Here is a 19,330-nt window from a genome sequence, read left to right as displayed (position 1 = left end):
GGCAGGAGCCCACGCCAGCATGTTGCCTGAACACCACGCCATCCTGAACCTTCTCGAAGGCGGGTTTAGCAATCTGAAGATCCTCGTCGTAGGCGATCTGATGCTCGATCGCTATATCTTCGGCGAGGTCGACCGCGTCTCTCCCGAAGCCCCCGTCCCCATCCTCCGCCATGCCCGGCGATATGCCCGCGCCGGAGGAGCTGCCAACGTCGCCATGAACCTTGCCGGCCTCGGCTGCCAGGCCTATCTCGCGGGCTTCTGGGGATCGGATGCTGATCAGGTCGAACTCGCCCAGATCCTCGAAGCCGCTCAGGTCGACACCCTCGGCGTCGTCTCCACGCCGCTCCCGACTATCTGCAAGACACGTATTGTCGGCCGTAACCAGCAGCTGCTCCGCTTGGATATCGAGAGCCGCGATCCTCACCCGCAACTCGATATCGACCGTCTCCAGCAGCGCGCCGTCGAACTCGTCGCCAAGGTCCACGCCGTCGTTCTCTCCGACTACGCCAAGGGCGCGCTCACCCAACCGCTCTGCGAAGCCGTCATCCGCGCCGCCCGGGCCTCTGGCATTCCTGTCCTCGCCGATCCGAAGACGCCCGACTTCAGCAAGTACACCGGCGCCACCACCGTCTGCCCTAACCTGCACGAGCTGGCCGCCGCCACCGGCATGCCCGCTCATGCCACCGCCGAGATCCTCGCGTCGGCCCCCCGCTTGCTCGCCGAGCATGACTTTGACTTCCTCACCGTCACGATGAGTGACAAAGGAATCACTGTCCTCAACGCCGAAGGCTCCTTTCATTCGCCAGCCCGCGCCCGGGAGGTCTTCGACGTCTCCGGGGCAGGTGACACGGTCATTGCCACGCTCGCCGCTTCGCTCGCAGCGGGCCTAACGGTCAACGCCGCCGTCGAACTCGCCAACCTCGCCGCAGGCATCGTCGTCGGCAAGGTCGGCACCGTTCCCATCGCCTCCTACGAACTCGTCGCGCAGCTCACCCCAAGCTCCGGGGTCAGCTCGGGCGCGAAGATCCTCGATCTCGAACGGCTCACCAATCGCATCGCTGAGTGGCGCGCCGCGGGCGAAACCATCGTCTTCACCAACGGCTGCTTTGACCTTCTTCACGTCGGCCACATCACGCTCCTTGAAGACTGCCATCGCTTCGGCTCGAAGCTTGTCCTCGGCCTCAACGCCGACTCCTCGGTATGCCGCCTCAAAGGACCCACCCGCCCGATCGTCGGGGAGAAGGAACGCGCTCGTGTGATGGCCGCGCTTGCCTCCGTTGACGCCGTCGTCCTCTTCGCCGAAGACACGCCCCTCGAACTCATCCGCGTTCTGCGACCTGATGTTCTCGTCAAGGGAGGCGACTATACCGTCGAAAGCGTCGTCGGCCACGAGGACGTTCTCGCCCACGGAGGACGCGTCCAGATAGTCCCCACCGTCGAGGGCTTTTCGACCACGAACATTGTGCGTAAGCTCACCGTGGCGCATGCGGAGGAATTGGTTCGATGATCATCGTCACCGGAGGGGCAGGCTTCATCGGAAGCAACCTCATCCACGAGCTCAACGCCATCGGCAAACGCAACATCCTCGTTGTCGACAACCTCGCTCCCGCGCCGCATCTCTCCGGGCCCAAATTCCTCAACCTCCAGGGCGCGCAGTACGACGACTACATGGACAAGCTCGACTTCCTCGAAGCCGTCACGGAAGGTGACTTCGACGAGACGGAGATCGCTGCCATCTTTCACCAGGGCGCATGCTCCAATACCCTGGAAGACGATGGCCGCTACATGATGCACAACAACTTCGACTACTCGAAGGCCCTGATGCACTTCGCGGTCGAGCACGAGATCCCTTTCATCTATGCCTCGACCGCCGCGACCTACGGCCGGAGTACCGTCTTCAAAGAGTTCCCCGAGAATGAGCGCCCACTGAACGTTTACGGGTACTCCAAACTCGTCTTCGACAACTATCTCCGTCACCGCATGGACGATATCGACAGCACCGTCGTCGGCCTGCGTTACTTCAGCGTCTACGGTCCCCGTGAGCAGCATAAAGGCCGCATGTCGTCCGTCATCCACCACTTCTCGAAGCAACTCCGGGATACCGGAACGATCCGCATGTTCGAGGGCTCCGGAGGTTACGCCGATGGCGAGCAGCGCCGTGATTTTGTCTTCGTGAAGGATCTCTGCCGCATGAACCTACACTTCGCCGGAATGCTTCCCGATAGCCCGAAGAGATCCGTCCAGGCCGTTGTCAACGCAGGCACCGGTCATGCCCGCACTTTCAAAGATGTTGCTGCAGCTCTCATGAGCATTCAAGGAGAAGGGAAGATCGAGTACATCCCTTTTCCCGGCGACCTCAAAAATCGCTATCAGCATTACACCGAAGCCGACATTGCCAGCCTTCGGGCGGCGGGCTACCACTCCGCCTTCACTTCACTCGAAGATGGCATCCGAGCCACCTTCAAAGAAGAGCCTCTCGCTTGAAGCACAAACGATCGTGCTGAAGGCAAGCCTCGTCAGAAGAAGAGCGCGGGCCCCTGCGGTAATCTTCTCCTGCGTCTAATCCAACGAAGCCACTGCCGTTGAATCCTAGTACGTTACGCAACCTGAGCCCGTAAGCCTAGACCCAGGAGGATCCCCTGAGCGACACCGAACGCAAACCATCCATCCTCTGCATCAGCACCTACGAAAAAGGCCAGCCGTTCCTCATCGAAGCCGCGCGTCAAGGTTGCCACGTCATGCTCCTCACCGTCGATAAGCTGCGAGACGCTGATTGGCCGCGCTCTTCGCTGACCGAACTCTTCACCATGCCCGAAGGCCGCGCACCCCTTGAAATACTCGCCACCGTCATGGGCATCGTGCGCCAACACCGAATCGATCGAGTCGTCGCGCTCGATGAGTTCGACCTTGAAGCCGCCGCCCTTATCCGCGAGCACATGCGGCTTCCGGGAATGGGCGAGTCCGCCACCCGGTTCTTCCGTGACAAGCTCGCCATGCGTACCCGCGCCCGTGAGTCCGGAGTCCCCGTCCCCGCGTTTACGGGAGTTTTCTTCCACCACGCCTGCTATGAGTTCATGATGGCGAACCCTGGCCCCTGGCTGCTCAAGCCGCGCACGAGCGCCTCCGCGATCGGAATTAAGAAGATCGAAGATCCCAGCCAGCTCTGGCCCGCCCTCGAGGAGTTAGGCGACCTGCAGTCTCACTACGTCCTTGAGACCTTCCTGCCCGGAGAGGTCTATCACGTCGAGGGGGTCACCTGGAAGGGCGAGCTCCTCGCCGCGACGCCATTCAAATACGGTGCGCCTCCCATGCAGACGATGCACCAGGGAGGCATCTTCAGCACACGTGCTCTCTCGCCGTCTTCACCGGACTACGACGCAATCCTCGCCGTCCATCGCGACGTTCTCGCCGCTCTCGGCATGGTGTCGGGTGTCACCCACACCGAGTTCATCAGGTCTCACGCCGACGGCCGCTTCTATTTTCTCGAGACTGCCGCCCGCGTCGGCGGGGCGTACATCGCGGATGTCGTCGAGTTCGCCAAAGGGATCAACCCGTGGGTCGAATGGGCGAGAATCGAAGCCTCCCTGGCGAAGGAAACCGAGTATGTTCTGCCTCTCCTCGGCAGAGCCTTCGCCGGGAGTGTCATCTGTCTCGCCCGCCAGCAGGATCCCGATACCAGCAGCTTCACCGACGAGGAGATCGTTCTGCGGCTCCACAAGCACCATCACGCCGGCCTGATCCTGCGCTCTGACTCCGCCGAGCGCGTCGAAGCTCTGGTCAACGACTACACCAACCGCTTCGTCGACCAATTTCTCGCGATCGAGCCAGTCCCGGAAAAGCCTACCGCATAGACGTGCGGCTGCATCCGGAGAAGCGGTTCTTATGGCCTGAAGATGAGGTGGAGAGAAGAGGGGGAAGGGCGGACATGGTGAGAGCGCTGGGGCTCGAACCCAGGACCAACGCCTTAAAAGGGCGATGCTCTACCAACTGAGCTACGCTCTCGAACCACGCTTAGGTTAGCACAGGAGGGCGGCCAATCCGGCCATCCTCCCGATCGCGTCTTTCCTCGGGCAGGTTTCGTCCATTGCGTGTGCACCGGTACCGGACGATCCCGCATTTGGGTATGCAACTTTGGTTACTTTAGCTACCTTCCCGTATCCATTTCCCACGAACTCGGTTACAAATGGGTCCTGCTCATCGCGGTCGAATGACACGAAAGTCGCATCGTTGCACGGTTGACGGAGCTCTGGCGGCGACGTAGCCTCGGGTTACTGCATAGATAAAGGTGCACTTTGGGTATGTTCCCACCTCGAAGGGAGCCCGGCCCCTATCAAGAGGAGTGACTTTCCAATGGACGCGAAGGCGAAAGAGCTGTTCGAAGAGAAATCCGTACCGGAAACTCCGGAAGATGTGGCAATTCTTTATTCCTGGGCCAATCTGCACGGAGCCAAATATCGGGATTTCTCCGCCTCGCGCCGGGAGTACCGCGCCCAGTTGCGCCATCGTGCCGCGGAGCACGTCCGCGAACAGGAATTGAAAGCCCAGGCCGAGGCGGAGGCCGCCGCCGCCGCCGCGGAGAGGGCCGCCTTCGAAGCCGAACAGGCGGCCAACGCTCAAACCGGTCTCCGCAGTCCCGTCTCCCGCGAGCAGGCTCTCCGCGCCGCCGACGAGGCCGTTCGGCGAGCCGGCGCGGAACGCATGGAAGCCGCCCGTCGCGCGGAGGCTGCCGCCGCGGCCGAGGCCGTCGCCCGTCGCGAAGAACGCGAGATCGCCGAAGCCAGCGCGTCGGCGCAGCGCCAGGCGGCACGCTATCAGGATTCCGAATACCGCCTCCGGGAACTCGCCGGCCCACAGCCTATTCCCGCCGTTCCCGGTCAGATCTCCGACCCGTATCTGCAGCGGGTAGAGAACGAATCCGACCTGTCTCGGCTATCTCCGGACTCGCGTCTTCGCCCCCTGCGCGAAAGTGACGGTTCCGAAGAGACGCGTCGCCGCCCGCAGAGCTACCGCTCCGAGGAAGCACCGGCCTACCGTCCCTTCCGGACTCCGCCCTCGCCAATATCCTTCCTGTCCTCGCCTTCGGCGGAGGCTCGTTCCGATTCCTCATCGCCCACCCTCCGCCTTCCGTCCGACAACCCCCAGGGACCGGCCTGGCTCTACGGATCGCCGTCCCAGGCCGTCTCTCAGCCAAACGCGATCGCGCGCTCCGCTGTTTCGGACACGCTCCAGCACTCACGGGAGCGTGTCGCTGCCCGCTGGTTCGCACTCAAAGGTGTCTTCGACCACTCCGGAGCCGAGCACGTCGCCGATGTCGCTCCCGTGCGCCAAAGCCAGAAGGACACCAGGCCGCCGATGCTGACGGTCTTCTCTCTCGCCGGGGGAGTCGGCAAGACCAGCCTCGTCGCGACCCTCGGTCGCGCTCTATCCGCTCTCGGCGAGCGCGTCATCCTCACCGACACCACCTCCCACGGCCTGCTTCCGTTTTACTTCGGCGCGAACGAACTCCGCCCCGGGGTCGTCCGCACCTTTACCCCACCCAGCGGCAGCGTGGACGCACCCATCTCCCTCGTCAGCTACGACGTCGATGGCTCCGGCTCCGACCCCGCCGGCCAGGAGAAGTTCATGGACGAGGTGGCCCAGAGCAGCCGCGGCACCAACCGCGTTCTCTTCGACCTCACCGGCTCGTCTATCTGGATCATCCGCCGTCTCGCCCGACTGAATCCCACGATCCTCATTCCCGTCGCACCCGACATGAACTCCGTCATCAGCCTCCAGGGCGTGGAAAGGCTCTTCCAGAGCGTCACCGACTCTGATGGCCGCCCCGTCCAGCCCTTCTATCTCCTTACCCAGTTCGACGCTTCGCTGCCTTTGCACCTCGACGTGCGCGAGGTCCTCGGACGCCAGCTCGGCGATCGTCTTCTTCCGTTCGTCATCCGGCGCTCTCCCGCCGTCAGCGAAGCCCTCGCCGAAGGCATGACCGTCGTGGATTACGCGCCGGATGCCCCCATCGCCGAAGACTATATGAACGTGGCCACCTGGCTCCGCAAGGTGTCCGTGCCCGCACCTACGGGCCTCCGCAACGTACGTTGGAGTGAACGATGACGCGATCCCCCCTTTGGAGGGAGTTTGAATCGGGAGAAGGCCTCCCGCTGCGGTTACTACGCTTCTTCATCCTGGCCGGCGGAACCTTCTTTCTTCTCTTCACCGGAATTCTCGACCTGAGTTGGCCCCAGCAGTTTCTGCTCGGTGCCATCACGGTCGCTATCGTCGTCTGGCTCGACCGGAGTTCCGGCTCGTACCTCGTTACCCTCACCCTGATGCTCCTGTCGATGTACTCGACCTTCCGCTACGGCTTCTGGCGTTACTCGACGACCATCAAGTTCTTTCTCGATCCTGGCTCGCAGTGGACCTGGCTCGACGCTTTCTTTATCTGGCTCCTCGTCGGCGCCGAAACCTACGCATTCATCATCCTCTTCCTCGGCTATCTGCAGACACTCTGGCCTTTGCGCCGCACACCCGTCCCGCTGCCCGAGGATCCCGACGACTGGCCCGCCGTCGACCTCCTCATCCCGACTTACAACGAACCCCTATCCGTCGTCCGCTTCACCGCCCTTGCGGCCATGAACATTGACTGGCCCGCCGACAAGCTCAACGTCTACATCCTCGACGACGGCAAGCGGGAGGAGTTCCGCCGCTTCGCTGAAGACGCCGGCATCGGCTACATGACCCGCGACGACAACAAGCATGCGAAGGCCGGCAACATCAACCGGGCTCTCGACCGCCTCGACGCACCTTTCGTCGCTATCTTCGACTCTGACCACGTTCCCACCCGAAGCTTCCTCCAGGTCACTGTCGGCTGGTTCCTTCGCGACAGCAAGCTCGGCATGCTCCAGACGCCGCACCACTTCTATTCGCCAGATCCCTTCGAGCGCAATCTCAACCAGTTCCGCACCATCCCCAACGAGGGCGAGCTCTTCTACGGCGTCGTCCAGGATGGCAACGACTTCTGGAACGCCACCTTCTTCTGCGGCTCCTGCGCGGTCCTCCGACGCTCAGCGCTCGACGAGGTTGGCGGAGTCGCCGTCGAAACCGTCACCGAAGATGCACATACCTCGCTCCGCCTGCAGATGAACGGCTGGAACACCGCCTACATCAACATCCCGCAGGCTGCCGGCCTCGCGACCGAGCGTCTCAGCGGCCACGTCCGCCAGCGCATTCGCTGGGCGCGCGGCATGATCCAGATCATCCGCATCGACAACCCGCTCTTCGCCCGCGGCCTCAACATCTTTCAGCGCCTCTGCTACTTCAACGCGATGTCGCACTTTCTCTACGCGCTCCCGCGTCTCATCTTCCTCACCGCCCCGCTCATCTATCTCGTCCTCGGACACACGAACGTCCCCGGCTACTGGGCCGCCATCCTCGCCTACGCCTTCCCGCACCTCGTCCTCTCGTCCATCACGAACTCCCGCATTCAGGGCCAACACCGTCACTCCTTCTGGAACGAGATCTACGAGACCGTCCTCGCGCCGTACATCTTCATTCCGACCATGCTCGCCCTCATCAACCCCAAGCTCGGCAGCTTCAACGTCACCGCCAAGGGCGGCGTTGTCAACCGCGCCTTCTTCGATACCCGCATCGCCCAGCCGTTCCTCGTCATGCTCGCCTTCGACCTGCTCGGCTGCCTCATGGCGATCCCGCGCTTCTACCTCATCAACATCCCCCTCATACGCGGCCTCTACGACGGCGACCATCCCGGCACGATCGTCATGAATCTCCTCTGGACGTTCTTCAACATGACCATCCTCGGTGTCGCGACCGCCGTTGCCTGGGAGAGCCAGCAGCGCCGCCAGACGGTGCGCGTCGCCATGTCCGTTCCCACCGACGTCGTCCTCGCCGACGGAACGATCTTCGCCGGCGTCACATCCGATCTCTCGAGCGGCGGCGTACAGATCAACATGGACGACTCCCTCAAGATCGTCGCGGGTGACTCCGTCCGCCTCATCTTCCCCGTGCTTGATGGCGACGCAAGCCTGCCAGCCAGCGTGGTTTATGTCGGCGGCGATATTCTCCGTGCCCAGTTCGACCCGCTCACGCTTCAGGAAGAAGAAGCTCTCACCATGGTCCTCTACTCCCGCGCCGACACCTGGATTGGCTGGGGCGAAGCCCGCGAAGCCGATCGTCCCGTTCGCAGCATGGGACGGATCCTGCAACTCGCCTACCAGGGCCTCTCTCAGACCATTCGCGGTCTCATCCGCAACCGCCGCACCCCACCGCCCAAGGGCCGCTTCGCCACCAGCATCGCCCCGGTCATCCTCTTCGCCATGCTCTTCGGCAGCCTCGTGACCCCCGCCCGCGCAGCGCAGGCAGACACCGCCAAGGCCGCCGCGGCACAACCTGCAGTCGGCACCCGCGCCAACCCGGTTCTCGCAGCGAACGGCACGCCAATCCCGCCCGGTCACTTCAGCAACACCTTCACCCTCGCCGACGTCGGCGTTCCCGAAACCATCGTCCTTCGCGGCGTCGACGCGTATCACTCCACCTACTTCAGCATCCCCCAGACCCAGATCGTCAAGACCGCCACCATGAAGCTCCGGTACCACTTCTCCCCCGGACTTCTACCCGCCGTCAGCCACCTCAACGTCTCGCTCAATGGAACCCTTTTCGCCACGCTTCCCGTAACCGTTCACCCCACCGGAGACCTCGGAGCCGACCTCACCACATCCCAGAAGCTTGCCGCCGAGCAGGGCCTCAACGTCACCCGCGGCGAGACCAGTGCACTCCTCGAAGCCACCATCAGTCTGCCTCCCGAACTCATCGTTCAGAACAACGAGCTTACCTTCGAATTCATAGGCCACTACATCACGCAGTGCGAGGATCCCACCCACTCGGCCCTCTGGGCACACGTGGATTCAACCTCCAGCATCGAACTCGCTGGAACGCTTCTGCCTCTGCAGAACGATCTCAAGCTACTTCCACTTCCGTTCTACGATCCTGCCGTCAATCTTCACCCCGTCATTCCCATCGTTTTCCCGACGCAGCCATCGGCCAAGGCTCTCCGCGCAGCCGCGATCGTCTCCTCTTGGTTCGGTCTCCTCACCGACTACCGCCCCGTACATTTCCCCGTCTCCATCGGCACCATCCCCTCCGGCAATGCCATCGTCATCGCCGACAACACGGCTCAGCTTCCTGCCTCGCTCAACCTGACCGCTGCCGCCGGGCCCACCGTCGCCATCCGCACCAATCCCTCAAACCCCTACGCGAAGGTCCTTATCTTGGCCGGCGAAAGCGGCGACGACCTCGTCACCGCCGCCCAGGTCCTCACGCTTCAGCGCAATCTTCTCGAAGGTGACCAGGCCACTCTGCGCAGCATCCGCATGCCCAAGCCGCGCGAACCGGACGATGCCCCGCGCTGGCTCTCCACAGACAGGATCACCCACATCGGCGACAACTCCCAGGTCGGCGATCTCCAGGGCGATGGCTCCGTTCCCGTCGTGGCCTACATGCATCTCCCGCCGGATCTCTACTACGGCACCCTCCAGAACATCGGCTTCCACATGCACTACCGCTACAACGGGATCCCGCTGGCGAACGAGAGTTCTCTCCAGGTCTTCATGAATTCGGCCTACGTCAGCTCGACGCCGATGCCGCACTCTGACAAGGCCTCGGCTAACCTTGAGACCGTTATCCCGATCCCCGTCGGCAGCATCCGTCCCTTCTCGAACTCCATCATGATGAAGTTCTTCTTCGAGATCGCGAAGAAAGGGAAGTGCCAGGACTCCGCGCCGCTCAATATCCAGGGCGCCATCCTGAAAGACAGCTACCTCGATCTCCAGAACGTCCCCCACTGGGCTCCCATGCCCAACCTCGAGCTCTTCGCCAACGCAGGCTATCCCTTCACCCGCCTCGCTGACCTCACCGAGACCGCCGTCGTCCTGCCTGACGTCCCCACTACCGATGAGATCGAGACGTTCCTCACCCTCATGGGACACTTCGGCGCGCAGACCGGCTACCCCGTTCTGGGTGTCACGGTCGTTGGGGCCGATGGCCTACGCACCGATCGTGCCAAGGACTACATCGTCCTCGGCACCGCCGACGATCAGCAAGCCGCCCTCCGCAAGCTCGGCGATGCGCTTCCCGTAGCCATCGACGGCAACGGCCTCCACATCAAGGACACGCAGGGCTTTTTCGCCTCCCTCGAACACGCCTGGTGGCGCGTCCGCAGCTCCGACCACGTCGACACCGGTCAGCTCGAAACCGCTGGTGGTCTCCCCGACGCGCTCATGGAGGGAATCGAGTGGCCCAGCGGAAGCAAGCGCTCTGTCGTCCTCCTCGCCCTCCGCGATCACGCCGTCATCCCCAACTTCATCGACAGCTTCTTCAAAGCCTCCCAGTCCTCCGACATCTCGCAGTCGGTCAGCGTCCTCCATGGTTCGACCTTCTCGTCCTACCGCATCGGCACGGATAACTACCGCGTCGGCACCCTCTCCTGGTGGATTCAGTTGAACCTCTGGTTCTCGGAGTTCCCCTGGATCGTCATCGTCACCGCCATCATCGTCTGTGTCCTGATGGCGGCACTCATTCGCGCCATGCTGCGCCGCCGCGCCCGCGTTCGTCTCCAGAGCAACGACTAACCGCCTGCAGCGTCCTTTCCGGACGATTCCCCCTGCAGGCGCATTCCTCGGGAAACTATGCCATCGAGCAGCACTGACGCCACGTCCTCCCCACGCCGAAAGCACATCTGTATCTCGGCGATCTTTTGCTTCCTGCTCTTCCTGCCGGCCGGATGCCGCGCCCAGCAGAACTGGCCCCTGTGGGAGCAGTACAGCCAGCACTTCGTCGACGACCAGGGCCGCGTCATCGATCACACCGCCCAGGACCGCACCACGAGCGAGGGCCAGGCCTACGCGATGTTCTTCGCGCTCGTCGCCAACGACAAGGCCCGCTTCGCCAAGCTCCTCGCCTGGACCGAGGCGAACCTCGCCGAGGGTGATCTCACCCTCCGCCTCCCAGCCTGGAACTGGGGCAAGAACGCCGACGGAAGCTGGAAGGTCATCGACCAGAACCCAGCCGCCGACGCCGACCTCTGGATGGCCTACTCGCTCGCTGAGGCCGGCCGCCTCTGGCACGAGCCCCGTTACGAGAAGCTCGGCTCCCTCATGGCCACCCGCATCGCCCAACAGGAGGTCGTCTCGATTCCCGGCCTCGGCAAGACCCTCATCCCAGGTCCGCATGGCTTTCATCCCGACGACAAAACCTGGATCGTCAACCCAAGCTATCTTCCCCTGCCCGTCCTCATCTACTTCTCGAAGACCATGCCGCAGGGCCCATGGCTCAGCGTCATCGACTCCCTCCGTGTCCTACTCGCCCAGGGCTCCGGCTCGGGATACGTCATGGACTGGGTCGCAGCCGGCCCCACCGTCCATCCGTCACTTTCCCCAACCCAGCTAGCCACCGGTAAGACCGAAGGTCTCACCCCCATCGGCGCCTACGAGGCCATCCGCGGGTATCTCTGGCTTGGCATGGCTGACCCCGCCACCCCCGCTCTCAAGGAACTCCTTGCCGACACCTCCGGCATGTCGAACTACCTGAAAACCGCCGTCACGCCACCCCTTCAAGTAGACGCCTCCGGCAAGATCCTCAATTCTGACGCCCCCGTGGGATTCTCCGCCGCGGTCATCCCCTATCTCCAGGCTCTCAATCTCAAGCCCCAGGAAAAGTCCCAGCAGGACCGCCTCATCGCCATGAAGGACGGAGTCACCGGCCTCTACGGACGCGACGCCGCATACTACGATCAGAACCTCGCCCTCTTCGCCACCGGATGGAGTGAGCAGCGCTTCCGTTTCGACCGTGACGGACACCTCAGGTTACGTTCGAAATAGCCAGACCTGTTACTCCCAAGGCACTGTTGAGCAGGCAGGCACATCCCCGACAAAAACATTCCGCATGATTTCAAAGCGGTTAGTCTCAACGTAATTGCCAGCAGTGTCGCCTCCGTACGCGCAGGCGTGCCAAGCTCATGAAGAGTCTGTACAAAAACCGGATCTGGGCTCCCGCTCTCTTCATGGGCGCGATCACCTTCGCGTGCCCGTCGGTCAAGCTCTTCGCTCAGGTTCCCCCAAGCGCCACTCAATCCCTCCTTGAAAAAGCCCACGCCCTCGAAGCTCGTGGCCGCATGGACATGGCCTCGCAGACCTGGCAGCAGGTGCTCCTTGCCGATCCAAACAACGTCGACGCCCTCTCCGGCCTTGCCCGCGCCTCCAAACTGAGCGGTGACAACGCCCGCGCTAATCTCTACCTCGATCGCCTCCGCGCCATCAACCCCAACGACCCAGGCATCGCCCGTATCGCCGGCATGGGCACTGAGCAGAGCCAGACCGCGCAACTCCGTCAGGCCGGCAAGCTCGCCCAGAGCGGCCAGTACTCCCAGGCCATGGGCATCTACCGCCAGGTCTTCGGCGGCACTCCACCTGCAGGCGACTGGGCCATGGCCTACTACGAGACCGAGTCCGCCACCGAAGACGGACGCCCCCACGCCGTTGCCGGTCTGCGTTCTTTGGTCGATAAGTACCCGTCCGACGCCCGCTACCAGATCGCTCTTGGCCGCATCCTCACCTACGATCCAAAGACCCGGGCCGAGGGCCGCCGCTATCTCGAACGCTACTCCAAGGATCCGCAAGCCGCCGATGCCCTCCGCCAGTCGCTCGTTTGGGATTCGCAGAACCCCGCCTCTGCCGCCGACATTCGGGCCTATCTCCAGCAGCACCCCGAGGACACCCAGCTTACCCAGGCTCTGAAGAACCAGCCTCCGCCTTCGAGGCGTGGCCCTCCGCAGAGCCCCGAGGCGCGCGCCCGCTCTGCCGAAGAGCAGGCTGCGTACCGCGCCCTCAACGCTCACCATCTTCCCGAAGCTGAAAAGCGCTTCCGCGCCATCCTCACCAGGCAGCCGAACAACGGTCCGTCCCTCGCTGGCATGGGTTATATCCGCATGCAGCAGGGCAACTTCGGCGGAGCCATCAGCTATCTCGTGCAAGCGAAGGAAGAGGGCGCCAGCGACCCCGGCGTCGAGACCGCCCTGGCCACCGCTCGCTTCTGGTCGACCATGGCGGAAGGATCCACGGCTCTCAACGAGAACGATCTCGCGAACGCCCAGAAGCAATATCAGGCCGCCCTCGTCATGCGCCCCGAAAGCCCCGAAGCTCTTGAAGGTCTTGGCGGAACCCTCCTCAAGGCCCAGGAACCGGAAGCGGCCCTCCCTGTCTTCGAGCACTACATCAAGGTCAAGAACACCGCCCCCGCGGCGTGGAGCGGTCTCTTCCTCGCTCAGTCCGCCGAAGGCAACACCCAGGGCGCGCTCATCACCGAGAGCCAGCTTCCCCCGGCCGTTCGCGCGCAGCTCATGCGCGACCCCGACTACCTCCGCACCCTCGCCTCGGTCTACTCCGCCAGCGGCCGCGACGCCGGCGCCCAGCGCGTCCTTTCCGTCGCCCTCGACCTGCCCTTTCCCTCCGGCGGCCAGGGCCTGAAGTCCGAGACCCAGCTCCAGTACGCCAGCCTCCTCCAGCAGGCCAACCACCTCGATCAGTCCGCCGGCCTCTACCGCCAGGTTCTCGCAGCCGACAACGACAACACCGCCGCCTGGCAGGGCCTCGTCCGCGTCGAGCACGCCATGGCCCATGACCCGCAGGCTCTTCAGACCCTTGAGAGCATGCCCCCGGCCGTCTACGCCGTCGCCATGCGCGACCCCGGCTTCGAGACCACCGTTGCCGCCATCTACCAGGGTCAGGGCAAGCTCGACATCGCCCAGGATCTTCTCGAAAAGGCGATGGCGCAGCAGAGCACGTCCGGCCAGAAGATCTCAATCCCCGTCCAGCTTCAGCTCGCCGGAATCTACCTCCAGAAGAACCAGCCGCTCCTCGCCTACCCGATCTACCAGCGCGTCCTCACCGAGAATCCTGATCGCCTCGACGCCTGGAAGGGCCTGCTTTCCAGCCTCCACGCCAACGGTCACGACAAGGAAGCCCTCGCCGAAGTCCAGCAGATCCCCGCGCCGGTCCGTGCGCAACTCGAGAACGATCCCGAGTACCTCCAGACCATCGGTGGCGTCTACGGCGCGCTCGGCCAGAACAAGCAGGCCGGCGTCTTTCTCGCCCGCGTTCAGCGCATCTACTCCGCGCGCCACAGCCAGCCCCCCGCCGACATCGACATCCAGAACGGCTGGCTTCTCTACAACAGCGGCAACGACGCCGGGCTCTACCGCCAGTTGATGAACATCGGCAGCCGCGCCGACCTCACCGAGGAGCAGCGCCGCACCGTCCAGACGCAGTGGACAAGCTGGGCCGTCCGCCGCGCCAACCAGGCCGCCGCCGCCGGAGACAGCCGCCGCTCGCTCGCCATCCTCAACGCCACCGCCCGCGCCTTCCCCGACAATCCTGGAGTTATCAAAGCTCTCGCCAGTGGCTACGCTCGCGCCGGACAGCCCAAGCTGGCCGTCGCCATCTTCAAGGCGCAGGACATGACCCAGACCACCGCGTCCGACTACAAGGCCGCGGTCGGCGCAGCCCTCGCCGCAGGTGACACCAAGGATGCCGAGACCTGGCTCCGCTACGGCCTCGACGCCTACCCGCGCGACTCCCAGATGCTCGCCCTCGGAGCCAAGTTCGAGCAGGCGCGCGGCGACAATACGCGCGCTGCCGACTACTATCGTGCCTCACTCGCCGCCATGCCCCCGCCCGACCCCGGTGCCGAGCTTGCCGATGAGCTGAGCCGTCCCGTCCCATCCAGCGACATCCGCCTCCCCAACCAGAGCCGCTCGCAGGACCTCGCCACGCTCCTCGCTCCCGGCTCGGCCGACAACGCCGCCGCCGCTCCCGCGCCACCCCCGCAGAGCTCCTACCTGCCGAGTTACACAGGGGCCTACGGCTCCGCGCCCGTCCAGCTCAACTCGAACACCTACAGCTATCCCGTAACCCAGCCCAGCATTCCTTCGTATAACCCAAACCAGCCCCCAACGAACCCTAAGAGCCCAACACGTCTGAAGGACTACGTTCCTCAGTCTTCAAACACTCGCCCCACGACGCTCGACGACTTCGTCCTCCCGTCCACGCCGCCTCGCACGAACGCCTCCATCTACACCGCACCCGAAGCCACACCCACGGTTCAGCAATCGACTCCTCGCACCTACCAGCAGGAGCAGATCAGCCGCGCCACCGAACGCGCCGCCAGTCAGCCGCTTCCCATCACGTCCTCCCCGTCCGAGACCGTCTACGGGGCATATGTCCCGTACGTCGCCCCGACCGGGCACGCAACCGCCGTACCGGTCGATCTCGGCGAACGTCGAGCCAGCGTGCCGCTCCCGCAGCCTGAAGTCACCGACGTGACCCCCACGGCGAAGTACATGCCGAATGCGCACACCAACGGCCCATCCACACGTCCTGAACTCGCCGCCGCCCGCGCCGCTGCCATCCGTCGCGCCCAGTCGAACCCCACCGGCCAGAGCAATCCACCCGAAGACGAGTTCAACGCGCCCACAAAGAACGCGCAGTTCACCCAGCCCTACAATGCTGCCCAGGCCCAGGCCGACCAGGTAAGCCGCCCGGCAGCTCCCCCGGCCGCGAACGTTCCCGCACCGCCCGATCAGACCTTCGACCCCAACGACGCAGGCCAGCAGTACCCCCAGCCCCGCCGCACGGTAAAGGCGAAGCCTAAGTCCCGGCCCGCCGCACCGGCTCCAGCCCAACAGGCGGCAACACCCCCGCCGGTGTCTCTGCCTCCGGTGAGCTACCCGCCCGTTCCTCAGCCTCTCGATCTTCAGCCGGTCCCATCCCTCGGCCAGCCTAACTACATCCCCTCGGACGCTGACCTCGTCGCCCGCAACGTTCCGCCCCTGCGCGGCTCCTATGATCAGGTTCCGCGCGAGCCGAACCGCCCACTCACCGAACGCGAGCAGACCGAGCGCGATCTCGCCACACTCGAAGCCTCTTACAGCGGCTGGCTCGGCGGCACCGGCTACGCCCGCTACCGCAGTGGCACCCCAGGTATCGACCGACTCACCGATCTCGAAGCCCCCGTCGAAGCCTCCGCCGTCATCGCCCACAACGTTCGCGTCACCGTCATCCCGCGTCCCGTCTTCCTCAACTCCGGCACCCTCGACGTAGCCTCCTTCCAGGGGCTCACGGGAACCGTCCCCATCATCGGGACGCTCCCCGCCAACGCGCTCACCGCCCCCGCCCAGCAGTCCTCGAACGGCATCGGCGGCGAAGGCCAGATCGTCACCACCAACTTTGGCGCTGCCCTCGGCTACACCCCCTACGAGTTCCTCGTCCGCAACATCACCGGACGCGCTCGCTATCGCCCCAATGGCGGCCACTTCACCTTCCTCTTCGACCGCGACTCCGTCAAAGAGACCCAACTCTCCTACGCCGGTCTCCGCGACCCCGGCTCGGCCTCCCCCGTCTACGCCGGCAACATCTGGGGCGGCGTCGTCTCTACCTCCGGGACTGTCCGCTTCGACATGGGCGACGAGAAATCGGGCTTCTATCTTTCCGGCGGCGGTGGAACCCTCAACGGCTACCACGTCCTCGATAACACCACCTTCAACGGGACAGCCGGCGCCTACTTCCGCGTCAAGGTCTTCCCCGAGTACGGCTCGCTCAACATCGGCGGCTCCTTCTATGGCTCGCACTTCGCCCATAACGAGCGCGGTCTCACCTATGGCTCCGGCGGGTACTTCAGCCCGAACGCCTACTTCCTCGCCTCGATCCCCGTCACCTTCACCGGCCACTACAAGACCGACTTCCACTATGTCGTCTCCGGCGGCATCGGCGTCCAGACCTTCCAGGAAGACTCCGCTCCCTACTACGCCCTCGACCCCGCTCTCCAGACCGGCGCGCTCTCCGGCTGCACCCTTGCCGGCATCACCGCCCGCACCTGTGGCTATTACCCCGTCAACAGCAACACCGGAGCCAACTACGCCATCAACGCCCAGGGCTCCTACCGCGTCGCGGAGCACTGGTACGTCGGAGGTTTCATCTCCGGCAACAACACCAACAACTACAACACCATCAACGGCGGCTTCTTCATTCGCTACCTCTTCCGCCCCCAGTACTCCAGCGAAGACTATCCCACCGGCCTGTTCCCACTCGATGGCTTCCGCCCCCTCCGCGTCCCGTAGCCCTGGCAGCCTGCTTCTCAGGCAGGCGGATTCCAGTTGCGCCCGCCGGGCCCCTAAGGTATAACTCGTCTACACCGCAGACTGAGTAACTTAGAAAGGCACCACGTGCTCAGTGGGATACCTATGCCCCGCGTGCAAGGACGATATGGGCGATAAGCACGACCGGAAGATCCAGCAGAGCTTCACCAGATTCTTCATTCTCCTTGCCCTCGGTTCCGCTCTCCTGCCGACGGTGTCGTTCGCCAGGACAGAACCCGTGCCACCGTGGGTGACGGAGGCCGCCCATCAGACTCTCCCCAATTACCCCGCTGAGACCAACGCCGTCGTCCTCCTCGACGAGACCACCTACTCGGTCGCTGCCAACGGCACCGCTATCGAGCATCGTCGTCGTGTCCTCAAGATCCTCCGCCCTGGTGGCCGGGAGGAGGCCGTTGTAGCGGTGCCGTTCGACAAGGACACCCAGATCCGCTCTCTCAAGGTCTGGAGCATCGGTCCTGACGGCCACGAATACACCCTCAAGCCCGAAGAAATCGTCGACTACGGCTACCCAGGGCAGGGAAGCCTCTTCCAGGACGACAAGCTCCGCATCGCCAAGGCGCCTGGTCGCGATCCCGGTGGTGTTGTCGCGTATGAGTACGAGCAGACTGTCCGCCCCTACCTCACCGAGAAGACCTGGAACTTTCAGGAGTCCATCCCGAAGCTCCACCAGAGCTTCATCCTCGAACTTCCTCCCGGCTTCACCTACGGCACCGTCTGGGCTCACCACCTCCAGTCCACCGCGATCGATCTCGAACATCAGCACTTCCGCTGGGACCTCAAAGACACCCCCGGCATCGACCTCGAACACATCCCGATGGCCCCCGCCGAGTACGCCCTCGCCGGCCGTATGACCATCCACTACGCCGGCCCCGGCCTCACCGCTCCAACGACCGATTCCTGGCGCACCATCGGCGAGTGGTACCAGCAGCTGTCCCGCGACCGCCTCACCCCCACCCCCGAGATCGCCGCGAAGGCCAAAGAACTCACCGCGGGCAAGACCGACTTTTACGACAAGACCGAAGCCATCGGCGAGTTCGTCCAGCGACAGATCCGCTACTTCGTCATCGAGGTCGGCATCGGCGGCTACCAGCCCCACCCCGCCGCCGACATCTTCCGCAACCGCTACGGCGACTGCAAGGACAAGGCCACCCTTGTCTCGGCGATGCTCTCCTCGGTCGGCATCCACTCCGCCCTCATGATGGTCGACACGGCGCGGGGCGTCGTCGATCCGGAAGCACCATCCCTCATGGGCAATCACATGATCGCGGCCATTGAGATTCCCGAAGCCTACAATTCCCCATCCTTACGTTCCGTCGTCACAGCGAAGAACGGCCACCGCTACCTCATCTTCGATCCCACCTGGGAGATGACTCCCTTCGGCCAGCTCGAACACAACCTGCAAGGCGGCTACGGCGTCCTCCTCGAAGGCCCCGACACCCAGGCGATTCAACTCCCCATCCTCGCGCCCGAGCGCAACACTGTCCGCCGCAACGCCACTTTTGAGCTCACCCCCGAGGGCACACTCCAGGGCACCGTCACCGAGAAGCGTTTCGGCGACGTCTCCGAGCGCCGCCGTACCGTCTACACCACCGGCGACGCGCAGGAGCAGTCCAGGTACCTCGATCACGCCCTCACGCAAGACCTCGCCGCCTTTTCCGTCTCCGACGTCAAGGTCGCCGATGCCATGTCCCTCAATAAGGACTTCACGCTCACCTACGCTCTCTCTGCCGACCACTTCGCCCGCCGCATGGGCTCGCTCCTGATGGTTCGGCCCCGCGTCCTCGGCTCCGACGCCTTCCCCCTCGATCGCAAGCCCCGCCACATCCCCATCGACCTCCGCGAGACCATGCAGAACGTCGACGCCTACGACATCAAGCTTCCCCCCGGCTACACCATCGACGAACTCCCCGAGCCCGTCAAGCTCGATGTGGGCTTCGCCTCGTACGAGAGCCGCAGCACCCTTCAGGGCGACACCCTCCACTACACCCGCACTTACACCGTCCGCCAGGTCACCCTCCCGCCCGACCTCTACCCCGACCTCCAGCGTCTCGACGGAGTCATCGAAGCCGACGAGCAGAACAGCGCCGTGCTCACCCGCAAGTAGCCACCCGCAAACCGCAG

At 64.0% G+C, this 19,330-nt stretch carries 9 protein-coding genes and 1 tRNA gene; 8 read left to right on the top strand and 2 right to left on the bottom strand.

The genetic code is table 11. The features are described from left to right. Positions 1-19 precede the first annotated feature (19 nt). Together hldE and rfaD are read left to right on the top strand one after the other, a co-directional pair. The gene (gene hldE, locus GRAN_RS00225; protein ID WP_128911036.1) at positions 20-1,507 is read left to right on the top strand and encodes a bifunctional D-glycero-beta-D-manno-heptose-7-phosphate kinase/D-glycero-beta-D-manno-heptose 1-phosphate adenylyltransferase HldE; all 1,488 of its coding nucleotides are present in this window, start codon (positions 20-22) and stop codon (positions 1,505-1,507) included. Next, positions 1,504-2,484: an ADP-glyceromanno-heptose 6-epimerase gene (gene rfaD, locus GRAN_RS00220; RefSeq protein ID WP_128911035.1), complete on the top strand. Its 981-nt coding sequence runs from the start codon at positions 1,504-1,506 to the stop codon at positions 2,482-2,484. Before hldE ends, rfaD begins: the two co-directional genes overlap by 4 nt. Before the next feature lie 113 nt (positions 2,485-2,597). Here the strand turns inward: rfaD and GRAN_RS25990 are convergent, their stop codons facing one another. Then, positions 2,598-2,735, bottom strand: a complete 138-nt coding sequence (locus GRAN_RS25990) for a hypothetical protein (protein WP_241654241.1) — start codon at positions 2,733-2,735, stop codon at positions 2,598-2,600. Positions 2,736-2,738: 3 nt separating this feature from the next. On the opposite strand from GRAN_RS25990, the gene GRAN_RS00215 reads away from it, so the two are divergent. Continuing rightward, positions 2,739-3,851 carry an ATP-grasp domain-containing protein gene (locus tag GRAN_RS00215; protein WP_241654240.1) on the top strand — a complete coding sequence of 371 codons (1,113 nt, stop codon included), beginning with the start codon at positions 2,739-2,741 and terminating at the stop codon, positions 3,849-3,851. A 75-nt stretch (positions 3,852-3,926) separates the two neighbouring features. Here the strand turns inward: GRAN_RS00215 and GRAN_RS00210 are convergent. Further along, positions 3,927-4,002, bottom strand: a tRNA-Lys gene (locus GRAN_RS00210). Between the two features lie 348 nt (positions 4,003-4,350). Here GRAN_RS00210 and GRAN_RS00205 point away from each other — a divergent pair. From GRAN_RS00205 to GRAN_RS00185, 5 genes are all read left to right on the top strand, one after another. After that, the gene (locus GRAN_RS00205; RefSeq protein WP_128911033.1) at positions 4,351-6,102 is read left to right on the top strand and encodes a cellulose synthase operon protein YhjQ/BcsQ; all 1,752 of its coding nucleotides are present in this window, start codon (positions 4,351-4,353) and stop codon (positions 6,100-6,102) included. After that, a complete protein-coding gene (gene bcsA / locus GRAN_RS00200; RefSeq protein WP_128911032.1) occupies positions 6,099-10,631 on the top strand; it encodes a UDP-forming cellulose synthase catalytic subunit in 4,533 nt (1,510 codons plus the stop codon). The genes GRAN_RS00205 and bcsA overlap by 4 nt, the downstream gene beginning before the upstream one ends. A gap of 57 nt (positions 10,632-10,688) precedes the next feature. Continuing rightward, positions 10,689-11,879 carry a cellulose synthase complex periplasmic endoglucanase BcsZ gene (gene bcsZ / locus GRAN_RS00195; protein WP_128911031.1) on the top strand — a complete coding sequence of 397 codons (1,191 nt, stop codon included), beginning with the start codon at positions 10,689-10,691 and terminating at the stop codon, positions 11,877-11,879. A 137-nt stretch (positions 11,880-12,016) separates the two neighbouring features. After that, a complete protein-coding gene (locus GRAN_RS00190) occupies positions 12,017-17,170 on the top strand; it encodes a cellulose synthase subunit BcsC-related outer membrane protein (RefSeq protein WP_128911030.1) in 5,154 nt (1,717 codons plus the stop codon). 145 nt (positions 17,171-17,315) lie between these two features. Beyond that, the gene (locus GRAN_RS00185; protein ID WP_128911029.1) at positions 17,316-19,313 is read left to right on the top strand and encodes a DUF3857 domain-containing transglutaminase family protein; all 1,998 of its coding nucleotides are present in this window, start codon (positions 17,316-17,318) and stop codon (positions 19,311-19,313) included. Positions 19,314-19,330: the final 17 nt, after the last annotated feature.

Source organism: Granulicella sibirica, from assembly GCF_004115155.1.
GTDB lineage: Bacteria > Acidobacteriota > Terriglobia > Terriglobales > Acidobacteriaceae > Edaphobacter > Edaphobacter sibiricus.
This window is presented reverse-complemented; position numbering and strand designations above follow the sequence as displayed.

Excerpts from the sequence above, each read along its gene's own strand:
- GRAN_RS00185 (WP_128911029.1), top strand. The coding sequence starts at position 17,316 with ATGGGCGATAAGCACGACCGGAAGATCCAGCAGAGCTTCACCAGATTC.
- bcsA (WP_128911032.1), top strand. The coding sequence starts at position 6,099 with ATGACGCGATCCCCCCTTTGGAGGGAGTTTGAATCGGGAGAAGGCCTC.
- rfaD (WP_128911035.1), top strand. The coding sequence starts at position 1,504 with ATGATCATCGTCACCGGAGGGGCAGGCTTCATCGGAAGCAACCTCATC.
- GRAN_RS00190 (WP_128911030.1), top strand. The coding sequence starts at position 12,017 with ATGAAGAGTCTGTACAAAAACCGGATCTGGGCTCCCGCTCTCTTCATG.
- bcsZ (WP_128911031.1), top strand. The coding sequence starts at position 10,689 with ATGCCATCGAGCAGCACTGACGCCACGTCCTCCCCACGCCGAAAGCAC.
- hldE (WP_128911036.1), top strand. The coding sequence starts at position 20 with ATGTTGCCTGAACACCACGCCATCCTGAACCTTCTCGAAGGCGGGTTT.
- GRAN_RS00215 (WP_241654240.1), top strand. The coding sequence starts at position 2,739 with ATGCTCCTCACCGTCGATAAGCTGCGAGACGCTGATTGGCCGCGCTCT.
- GRAN_RS00205 (WP_128911033.1), top strand. The coding sequence starts at position 4,351 with ATGGACGCGAAGGCGAAAGAGCTGTTCGAAGAGAAATCCGTACCGGAA.